Origin of the sequence: Burkholderia sp., assembly GCF_018375725.1 — a bacterium.
GTDB lineage: Bacteria > Pseudomonadota > Gammaproteobacteria > Burkholderiales > Burkholderiaceae > Burkholderia.
The window spans coordinates 1-10,106 of record NZ_JAHACR010000137.1; the positions used below are offsets into that span (position 1 = coordinate 1).

The following is a 10,106-nucleotide window of genomic DNA, read 5'->3' on the forward strand; positions in this document are numbered from 1 at the left end:
CGTTTCGCGGTCGATCGGCGTCAGCGCTTCGACGCTTACTTCTGTCCGGTGCAAGGCTTCATGGTCGGCGCCACGGACCGGGCGAGCTCCTCGAGCATCGCCGCGTCGGCCGCGACCATGTCGTTGTCGGGCGAATGCTGGCCGTTGACGGTCAGCGCGGCCACGCAGCGCGCGTAGGTTTCGCTGAGCGCGTCGGGGTTCGACACGGCCATCCCGAGATTGCGGATCCGGCCGTCGTGCACGCCGTAGACGAGCCCGTGCACGGTGAGCTGCTGCCCGCGCGCCCACGCGTCGTTGACGATCGTCGTGCGGCAGACGTTGACGACCTGCTCGATCACGTTCAGCTCGATCAGGCGGCGATAACGCGCTTCGCCGATCGACCACGCCTCGAGCAGATCCGAGTGCTTCTCGCGCACGTCCTGCACATGTTGCAGCCAGTTGTCCGCGAGGCCGACGCGGCGGCTGTGGAGCGCGGCGTTCACGCCCGAGCAGCCGTAGTGGCCGACGACGATGACGTGCTTCACGCGCAGCAGGTCGACCGCGAACTGGACCACCGACAGGCAGTTGAGATCGCTGTGCACGACGACGTTCGCAATGTTGCGATGCACGAACACTTCGCCCGGCGGCAGGCCGATGATCTGGTTCGCCGGCACGCGCGAATCGGAGCAGCCGATCCACAGATATTCCGGCGCCTGCTGGTCGGCGAGACGCGAGAAGTATTGCGGGTCGACCGCAAGTTCGCGCTTGACCCAGGCGTCGTTGTTGTCGAACAGATGGGAAAGCGGGTGGTCTTTGGTGGTCATGGGTGTGAGGTTCCGTGGGCGGGAATCAGGTTCAGCGGGGCCGAGGATCAGGCGGCGCGCTGGGCGCCGGCATCCTCGCTGTCTGCCGCGTCGAAGTGCTCGGGATAGCGCACGCAAAAGCGCAACGACGCGTCATACGGGTAAAAATCGGGCAACTCGCCTTGCAGCAGCTTGTCCTTGCTGTCCTGCCACAGCGCGGGCTCGAAGAAATCGGCGTGGTGCCGGAGGAACGCCGTGCGCACGCGCGGGTCGCCGAGCAGGAACGGGCCGTAGGTTTCGGGAAAGATGTCGTGCGGGCCGACGGTGTACCACGGCTCGCCGGACATCTCGTCCTCTTCGTTGCGCGGCGGCGGCACGCGGCGGATGTTGCAGTCGGTCAGGTACTCGATTTCATCATAGTCGTAGAACACGACGCGGCCATGGCGCGTGACGCCGAAGTTCTTGTACAGCATGTCGCCGGGGAAGATATTCGCCTTCATCAGCTCCTTTACCGCGTTGCCGTACTCCTTCACGCCGTGCTCGATCTCCGCGTCGCTGCCGTTCTGCAGATACAGGTTGAGCGGCGTCATCCGGCGCTCGATGTACAGGTGCCGGATCACAAGGTTGTCGCCCTCGTATTCGAGCAGCGACGGGACCTCCCGCTCCAGCTCGCGCACGAGCGCATGGTCGAGGCGCGCGAGCGGCAGGGCGACGCTCGAATACTCGAGCGTGTCGGCCATCCGCCCGAGGCGGTCGTGGCGCTTCACGAGCTGGTATTTCTCCATGATCTGCGCGCGCGTCGTTTCCTTGGGCGGCGGGAAGTGATCCTTGATGATCTTGAACACGTAAGGGAACGACGGCAGCGTGAACACGAGCATCACGAGACCCTTGATCCCCGGCGCGATGATGAAGCGGTCGCTCGAATGCGACAGGTGATGCAGCAGGTCGCGGTAGAACAGGTTCTTGCCCTGCTTTTGCAGGCCGACCGACGTGTAGATCTCGGCCTTCGGCTTGCCCGGCATGATCGAGCACAGGAAGTCGACATACGCGGACGGCACGTTCATGTCGACGAGGAAGTACGAATGCGAGAAGCCGAAGATGATCAGCAGCTGTTCGCGGCGCAGCAGCACCGTGTCGAGCACGAGAAGGCCCGGGCGTACGTGGCGGATCGGCACCGCGAACGGCAGCACGCGGTCGCCGTTGATGATGCGGCCGACGATGTACGCGGTCTTGTTGCGGAAGAACAGCGACGACAGCACGTGGATCTGGAAATTCGCCGCCTCGCTGAACGTGCCGAATTCGTCCTGGATCGCACGCATCACGCACGCGGTGTCGCGGGCGAGATCCTCGAACGGCGGGTTGAGCTGGAAGTTCGTGACGATGCGCTCGAGCGTGACCGCAAGCCCGTCGGTGCCCGGATAGTACGCGCGGTAGGTCGGCTTCCCGGCCGGCTCGTCGTTCTCGAGGTATTCGGTCGAGATCGCCGGCCGCACGAAGATGAAGTCGTTGTTGAAGTACGAGCGGTGCAGGATCTTGCAGCACACCGAGTTGAAGAACGTCTCCGCACACTCCGGCTGGCGATGCGACGTCAGGAGACCGATGTAATGCAGCTTGATCTGCTGCCAGACATCGTTGTCGATGTGCTCCGCCTCGTATTCGTCTTCCAGCACTTCGACGCATTCCTGCACGCGATCGTCGTACGACGTGATCCGTTCGCGCGCGAGCCGCTGCAAGCCATGCCAGTCGGCGCGCTCGAACAGTGTCTTCGCCTCGACCGCCGCCTCGCGGAAGATCCGGTAGTGGCGATCGAAATTCTCGAGCATCGTCTGGGCGACATCGAAGCCGATCTGCGATGAAAGCAGTTTGGGGAAGTGGTTCATTGGCGTGCAGGATCAGGGGCGGTCGGCACTCGCCATTTTAGCGCCCGAGTGGCGGATTCACCGTATCCGCGGCAAGGCGGCGCAGGGACGCGGAACGGCGCGATGCGCGCCGAACGGCGACGTTCGGTGCATCTTCGCGTAAAGATACGGGTACGGAACCGATTATGGCGAGAATTTTTTTTGATGTGCGGCGGCCCGGATCCGATCCGGGCGGACGACGTCCGGCGGGATTGGACGATAGAATCGTCGCGATGCCAGCGACGCTTCGCCGCACGCCGGCCGATAGACATGACAACGAGACGCCCCATCCGATGAACGCACTGGAACACCAACTCGACTATCCCTTTGCCGACACGCTGCCGCCCGCGGGCGAGACGGTCGAGATTGCGCCCGGCGTGCGCTGGCTGCGCATGCCGCTGCCGTTCTCGCTCGATCACATCAACCTGTGGCTGCTGCGCGACGAGATCGACGGGCAGGCGGGCTGGACGGTCGTCGACTGCGGGATCGCATCGGACGCGATCCGCTCGCACTGGGAGCAGATCTTCGACACGCAACTCGAGGGCCTGCCGGTGCTGCGCGTGATCGTCACGCACTGCCACCCGGATCATTTCGGGCTCGCGAACTGGATCTGCGAGGGAGGCGACCGGGCACGCTGGAAGGTGCGTCTGTGGATGACGCTCGGCGAATACCTGTTCGGCTGCCTGCTGGCCGCGGGCAACGGCTCGAATGCCGGCGGTCCGGGGGCGGCCGCGCACTTCGCGCGGCACGGCCTCACGGACCCCGCCGCGCTCGACAAGCTGCACAACCGCCGCAGCTATTACTCGGATCTCGTGCCGGCCGTGCCGCCGCGCTACCGCCGCCTGCGCGACGGCGACACGGTGACGATCGGCGCCCGCACGTGGCGCGTCGTGACCGGCTTTGGTCATTCGCCTGAACATTGCGCGCTGCATTGCGAGGCCGACGGCTTGCTGATTTCCGGCGACATGGTGCTGCCGCGCATCTCGACGAATGTGTCGGTGTTCGATCTCGAGCCGGAGGAGAATCCGCTAGCGCTGTATCTCGAATCGCTCGGCCGCTACGAGCCGATGGCGGCCGAGACGCTCGTGCTGCCGTCGCACGGCAAGCCGTTTCGCGGGCTGCATACCCGCATTGCGCAATTGCGTGCGCATCACGACGCGCGGCTCGACGAGGTGCGCAGTGCCTGCGCCGAGCGGCCGATGAGCGCGGCCGACATCGTGCCGATCATGTTCCGCCGCCGCGAGCTGGATCTTCACCAGATGACGTTCGCGCTTGGCGAAGCGCTCGCGCATCTGAATCTGCTGTGGTTGGCGGGGGAGTTGACGCGCACCGAAGGGGCGGACGGCGTGCTCCGCTTTACTGCGCGCGCCTGAACGGAAGCGGGGCCGCCGCAACGGCGGCACACGCGAGGGCAAATGACGCTGCACGCGGAAGGGCGTGCAGCGTTCGGCGCGGCGCCCGGCGGTTAACCGGTGCGCCGTCGAGTTATTGCACGCTCACCGTCGTGAAATTCTGCCGTCCGAACGGACTCACGCGATAGCCGCTCACGGCGGTGCGCGTCAGCGCCGACGCGGTCGGGTAGCCGAGCGGAATCCACAGCGCCTGGTCGTGGATGATCTTCTGCGCTGCCTCATACAGCTTCGCGCGCTTCGCCTGGTTGCCGGTTTCCCGGCCGTCGGCGATCAGCTTGTCGAGCTGCGGATCGCAATAGCGTGCGAAGTTGATGCCCGACTTCACCGCATTGCAGCTGAACTGCGGCGTCAGGTAGTTGTCCGGGTCACCATTGTCGCCGGCCCAGCCCATGAACAGGAGATCGTGCTCGCCGAGCTTCGCCTGCTTGATCAGCTCGCCCCATTCGATCACCTTCACGTCCGCCTTCACGCCGATCTTCGCGAGATCGGCCTGCAGCAGTTCCGCGCCCGCCTTCGGGTTCGGGTTCAGCACGCTGCCCGTCGGGCGCACCCAGATCGTCGTCGAGAAGCCGTTCGGAAAGCCTGCCGCGGAGAGCAGATGCTTCGCTTTCGCGGGATCGTACACGTACGGCGCGATGTCCTTCGCGTAGCTCCAGGTATTTGGCGGATACGGGTTGTTCGCCGGCGTCGCGGTGTTGTCGAACACGACTTTCAGGTAGGTCGAGCGGTCGAATGCGAGATTCAGCGCCTGACGCACCTTTTCATTGTCGAGCGGCTTCTTCTGCGTATTGAGCGCGATGAACGCGGTCATGAAGGCGGGCGTCTGCACGACCTTCAGCGCGTGTTCGTTCTTTGCCGCAAGCACGTCCTGCGGTTTCGGCGACAGTGCGATCTGGCATTCGCCCGCCTTCACCTTTTGCATGCGCACCGACGCATCGGGCGTGATCGCGTAGATCAGCCGGTCGACCCTGGGTTTCTGGCCCCAGTAGCTCGGGTTCACGTCGTAGCGGATCAGCGCATCCTTGGTGTAGTGGCGCAGCACGAACGGACCGGTGCCGATCGGCTTTGCGTTCAGGTCCGCCTGCTTGCCGGCCTTCAGCAGCTGCTCGGCATATTCGGCCGAGTAGATCGACGCGAAGCCCATTGTCAGGATCGGCACGAAGGTCGCGTTCGGTTCGTTCAGCACGAACTTCACGGTGCTGTCGTCGATTTTCCCGATCGACTTCACGAGCTTCGTCAGGCCCATCGACTGCGCGTGCGGGAAGCCGCTCGCGCCGGCGACCTTGTGCCACGGATTGCCGTCGTCGAGCATCCGGCTGAATGTGAACACGACGTCGTCGGCGTTCAGCGGACGCGACGGCTTGAAGTAGTCGGTGCTCTGGAACGCGACGTTCGGGCGAAGGTGGAACGTGTAGACGAGACCGTCGGCGCTCGCTTCCCACTTGTCCGCGAGCGCCGGGACGACCTTCTTCGCGGCTTCGTCGTAGGACACCAGCGTATTGAAGATCACGTCCGCCGAGGCGTTGGTCGTGACGAGGGAGTTGTACTGCACGACGTCGAAGCCGTCCGGGCTCGATTCGGTGCAAACGGTGAGCGGCTTGGCCGCGGCGATAACCGGAACGGCGGCGGCGAGCGCGACCGCGGCGAACAGCTTGACGTGCATGGAGTCTCCCACGTGGCGTGTTGTGCAGTGATTGGACGATGGGGCGCCGCGCGGGGCAGCGCATGTGGCGGATAGCATACCGCCAAAGCGCGGGCCGCGTGAAAAACGGCGACGGAACACGGCGCGTTGGACGAACAACGATCGTTTTGACGTCGGAATGGCTGCCGAAGCGGCGGATTCCTGCGGGGTGCTGCGGCGTGCGGCGCGGTGGAACCCGGGCGGCATGGAATCGGCTGCGCCGCGGCATGCGGCAACGTGGAACTGCTCAGGCGACAGGCGCCGGCGCTGACGGGCGCACGCCAGGAATGCGCATCGCGCGTCGCTGGCACGCCGGGGCGCGGGTTGTCGGCTTCCCGTGCGTACGGGCTTATTCGGCCGGCGCTCTCGGCTTGCGCGGCGCCTTCTCGAACAGGCGGTCGTAGAGCCAGAGCGGCATCACGTGCAGCACTTTCGCGACGACGCCCATCTGCCAGGGGATCACGCGGAACGCGCTGCGCTGCGCGATCGCACGGGCGGCACGCGCGGCGAACTGGTCGGCGTCCATCAGGAACGGCATCCGGTACGGATTGTGCGCGGTCATCGGCGTGCGGATATAGCCGGGCGCGATCGTCACGACGCCGACGCCGGCCGGCCGCAGCTCGACACGGAGCGCTTCGAGATACTTGATCGCCGCCGACTTCGACGCGCTGTATGCGCCGGATCCGGGCAGGCCGCGCACGCCGGCGACGCTGGCAATGCCGACGAGCGTGCCGCGCCGGGCGGCCGTCATCGGGCCGACGAACGGCTCGAACGTCGCGACCATTCCGAAGTAATTGATATCCATCACGTTGCGGAACGCGGCGAGATCGCCGTGGCCCGTCACCGCGCCCTGGCTGATGCCGGCATTCGCGATGACGATGTCCGGGCAGCCGTGCGCGGCGATGAACGCGCCGGCGGCGCTGGCGAGCGCATCGGCGTCGCGCACGTCGGCGGGATAGATCGAGACGGAAAGGGCGGGGAAGCGTCGCGCAAACGCATCAAGCGCGTCGGTGCGCCGCGCGACGAGGCCGAGCGTTGCGCCCTGACGGGCGTATTCCTCGGCCATTGCCAGGCCGAGGCCGCTCGACGCGCCGGTAATGAAGACCTTCAGCGGGGATGTCATGCCGGCGCCGGATCGGGGCTTAGAGCTTCTTGTCCTGGACTTGCTTCACGAGGTAGTCGAGGACTTGCGCGGTGCCTTCGAGGCTGTTCGTGTAGGCCGGACCGGTCTTGTACTTGCCCTGGACGACGATCGTCGGCACGCCGTCGATGCTGTAGTTCTTCAGCTGCTCGGCCGACTGCTTGACCTGACCTTGCACGCTGAATGAGTTGTACGCATCCATGAACTTCTTCTTGTCGACGCCCTGGGTCGCGAGGAAGTCGGCCTGCGCCTGCGGCGTCAGCAGGTAGTTCTTCTGCTTGTGGATCGCATTGAAGATCGCCGGCGTGACCTTCTCGGAAATGCCGAGTGCGGCCACCGCGTAGAACAGTCGCGAATGCGGAACGAAGTCGTCGCGGAACGCGACCGGGATGCGTTTGAAGTCGATCTTGTCGCCCTGTTTCTTCACCCAGGCTTCGATCGTCGGCTCGAACTCGTAGCAGTGCGGGCAGCCGTACCAGAAGAACTCGATCACCTCGACCTTGCCGGCCGGCGCGGACACCGGCTGCGGCGCCTTCATCACCTCGAAATCCTTGCCGGCGACCGGCGCGGACGGCGAAGCCTGGGCGAAGCCGGCCGCGAGGCTCAGGGACAGAAGAAGCGTGCTAAGCAGTTTTTTCATGTTGGGAGCGCAAACAGTTGCTTGAGTAGCGAAACGTAACGGGGGCTGCGCAGGCGCGGCCCCGGGCTGTCTTACTGCTTCGTGAAGCGGATCACCGCCGTGTCGACACCTGCATCGGACAGACGCTGACGTGCCGAGTTCATCTCCTCGAACTTCGAGAACGGACCCACACGCACGCGGAAATAAGTCACGCCGCTGACGTCGCGCTTCGTCACCTTCGATTCGAAACCCTGGAAACCCAGACGCGCGCGCTGCTGTTCGGCGTCCGTTTCCGTCTTGTATGCACCGACCTGCAGGAAGTAGCCGGTATTCGCGTCGCTCGCGCTCGGCGGCTTCACGGCATTGTTGCCGGCCGTTGCCGCCGGCGACGTGGCCTTCGGCGCGGCCGCTTGCTGCTGCGGTTGCGGCTGCTGGTGCGCGGGCTTCGGTGTCGTCTGCGCCTGTTGCGACGGCTGCGGCTGTGCCGGCCGGGGCGCCGGGGCGGCCTTCTGCGGGATCGTACGCACCGGTTCGTCGTTGTCGTCGTTCGCGGTCGCTTGCGGCTTCTTCGGCGGCGTCACGTCAGCCGGCTTCGGCGGGACGGCGACGCCGTTGTTTGCCGAGCCGCCGTTCGACGACGGCACCTCGACGATCTGCGGCTCGGGCAGCAGGCCCGGCTGCGTCTGGTTCGCGGCCTGGCCCGGCGCGGTGTTCGGCGGCGCGGACTGGGCGGCCTGCGGAACCGGCTGGCCGGGCGTCTTGCCCTGCAGTGCGCGGTTCGGATCGAACTGCGGCTGGCTCGCGCCGGTGTCGGCCGGCGGCGGCGCGACCTTCGAGACGAACGGCGACGGCGAGCGCGTGATGTAGAGCGCCACCACCACGGCGATCGCAAGGCCGACGATCAGGCCCAGCACGATTCCAAGAAATGTTCCTCCGGCTTGTTTCGATTGCTTCGAAGTGCGGCGTGGTTGTGCCATTGCTTGAGTCACCTGCAAAAAGAATCGTGAAAAGGCCGCGGCGGGCGCTGCCGCGGCCTGAGGCTGCCCGGCCCGGGCAGCTTACATCTTGGCGGGCGCGGATACGCCGAGCATCGCCAGACCGTTTTCGAGCACCTGCCGGGTCGCGGCGAGGAGCGCGATGCGTGCGGTGCGCGGCGCTGCATCGTCGACCAGCACGCGCTCCGCATTGTAGAACGAGTGGAATTCGCCAGCGAGATCGCGCAGGTAGAACGCGACCGCGTGCGGCGCCAGCTCGTTGGCCGCGTGCGTGAGCATGTCCGGATACTCGGCCAGCTTCTGCATCAGCGCGGCGGCCTGCTTGCTCGTCAGCAGCGACAGGTCGGCGCCCGGCAGCTGCGATGCGTCGCCGTTGTAGCGCGACTTCCATTCATTGAGGATCGAGCAGATCCGCGCATGCGCGTACTGGACGTAGTAGACCGGGTTTTCGTCGTTCTGTTTCAGCGCGAGGTCGATGTCGAACACGAATTCGGTGTCCGCCTTGCGCGAGATCAGGAAGAAGCGCACCGCGTCGCGGCCGCGCGTGATCATCGCTTCGTCGAGCTGGTCCGGCGACGTCTCCGAGCCCGGCGCCGCGCCGCCCGACCATTCGATCAGGTCGCGCACCGTCACGTAGCTGCCCGCTCGCTTCGAGATCTTCACTTCCTGGCCGTCGCGCATCACGGTGACCATCTTGTGCAGCACGTAGTCGGGGTAGCCCTTCGGGATGCCGATGTGCAGCCCCTGCAGGCCCGCGCGCACGCGCGCGATCGTGCCGTGGTGGTCCGAACCCTGGATGTTGATCACCTTCGTGAAGCCGCGCTCCCACTTCGTCACGTGGTACGCGACGTCCGGCACGAAGTACGTGTACGTGCCGTCCGTCTTGCGCATCACGCGATCCTTGTCGTCGCCGTCGTCGGTCGTGCGCAGCCACAGCGCGCCGTCCTGCTCGTAGGTCGTGCCGGCCTGGATCAGCGCGTTGACCGTTTTCTCCACCCGGCCTTCGCTGTACAGCGACGATTCGAGGTAGTACCGGTCGAACTTCACGCCGAACGCCTGCAGGTCCATGTCCTGCTCATGACGCAGGTACGCGACCGCGAACTTGCGGATCGCTTCGAGATCCTCGACGTCGCCCGCGCCCTTGACCGGCACGCCGTCCTTCGCGGCGACCGTCTCGCCGTTCAGGTAGTCGCGCGCGATGTCGGCGATGTATTCGCCGTTGTACGCGGCTTCCGGCCAGCCCGCGTCGCCCGGCTTCAGGCCGCGTGCGCGCGCCTGGGTCGAGATCGCGAGGTTGCCGATCTGCACGCCGGCGTCGTTGTAGTAGAACTCGCGGTGCACCGCGTAGCCCTGGCTCGCGAGCACGTTCGCGAGCGCGTCGCCGAGCGCCGCCTGGCGGCCGTGGCCGACGTGCAGCGGGCCGGTCGGGTTCGCCGACACGAATTCGAGCAGCACCTGCCGGCCTTTTTCTCGCTCGGACTGGCCGAACGCGCGGCCTTCGCAGAGCACCGAGGTGATGACGGCCTGCTTCGCCGCCGCGGTCAGACGCAGGTTGATGAACTGGCGGTCCTCCACGGT

At 65.8% G+C, this 10,106-nt stretch carries 8 protein-coding genes; 1 reads left to right on the forward strand and 7 read right to left on the reverse strand.

Annotated features, from left to right (window positions below; genetic code table 11):
- Positions 1-35 precede the first annotated feature (35 nt).
- Together can and aceK are read right to left on the reverse strand one after the other, a co-directional pair.
- Entirely contained in the window at positions 36-803 is a 768-nt protein-coding gene (can, locus tag KH616_RS15115) for a carbonate dehydratase (protein WP_292247514.1), read from the reverse strand.
- Between the two features lie 47 nt (positions 804-850).
- A complete protein-coding gene (aceK, locus tag KH616_RS15120; RefSeq protein WP_292247517.1) occupies positions 851-2,662 on the reverse strand; it encodes a bifunctional isocitrate dehydrogenase kinase/phosphatase in 1,812 nt (603 codons plus the stop codon).
- 311 nt (positions 2,663-2,973) lie between these two features.
- Here aceK and KH616_RS15125 point away from each other — a divergent pair, with 311 nt between their 5' ends.
- The gene (locus tag KH616_RS15125; RefSeq protein WP_292247518.1) at positions 2,974-4,053 is read left to right on the forward strand and encodes an MBL fold metallo-hydrolase; all 1,080 of its coding nucleotides are present in this window, start codon (positions 2,974-2,976) and stop codon (positions 4,051-4,053) included.
- A 112-nt stretch (positions 4,054-4,165) separates the two neighbouring features.
- On the opposite strand, the gene KH616_RS15130 is transcribed toward KH616_RS15125, so the two are convergent.
- The 5 genes from KH616_RS15130 to argS form a co-directional block, all read right to left on the reverse strand.
- Positions 4,166-5,755, reverse strand: a complete 1,590-nt coding sequence (locus KH616_RS15130; RefSeq protein ID WP_292247521.1) for an ABC transporter substrate-binding protein — start codon at positions 5,753-5,755, stop codon at positions 4,166-4,168.
- Positions 5,756-6,122: 367 nt separating this feature from the next.
- Complete coding sequence (locus KH616_RS15135) at positions 6,123-6,896, reverse strand: SDR family oxidoreductase (protein ID WP_292247523.1); 774 nt, start codon at positions 6,894-6,896, stop codon at positions 6,123-6,125.
- A 19-nt stretch (positions 6,897-6,915) separates the two neighbouring features.
- The gene (locus tag KH616_RS15140; RefSeq protein WP_292247526.1) at positions 6,916-7,554 is read right to left on the reverse strand and encodes a thiol:disulfide interchange protein DsbA/DsbL; all 639 of its coding nucleotides are present in this window, start codon (positions 7,552-7,554) and stop codon (positions 6,916-6,918) included.
- A gap of 71 nt (positions 7,555-7,625) precedes the next feature.
- Positions 7,626-8,510: an SPOR domain-containing protein gene (locus KH616_RS15145; RefSeq protein WP_292247529.1), complete on the reverse strand. Its 885-nt coding sequence runs from the start codon at positions 8,508-8,510 to the stop codon at positions 7,626-7,628.
- Between the two features lie 81 nt (positions 8,511-8,591).
- On the reverse strand, positions 8,592-10,106 hold a 1,515-nt coding region (gene argS / locus KH616_RS15150), incomplete at its 5' end, for an arginine--tRNA ligase (protein WP_292247532.1).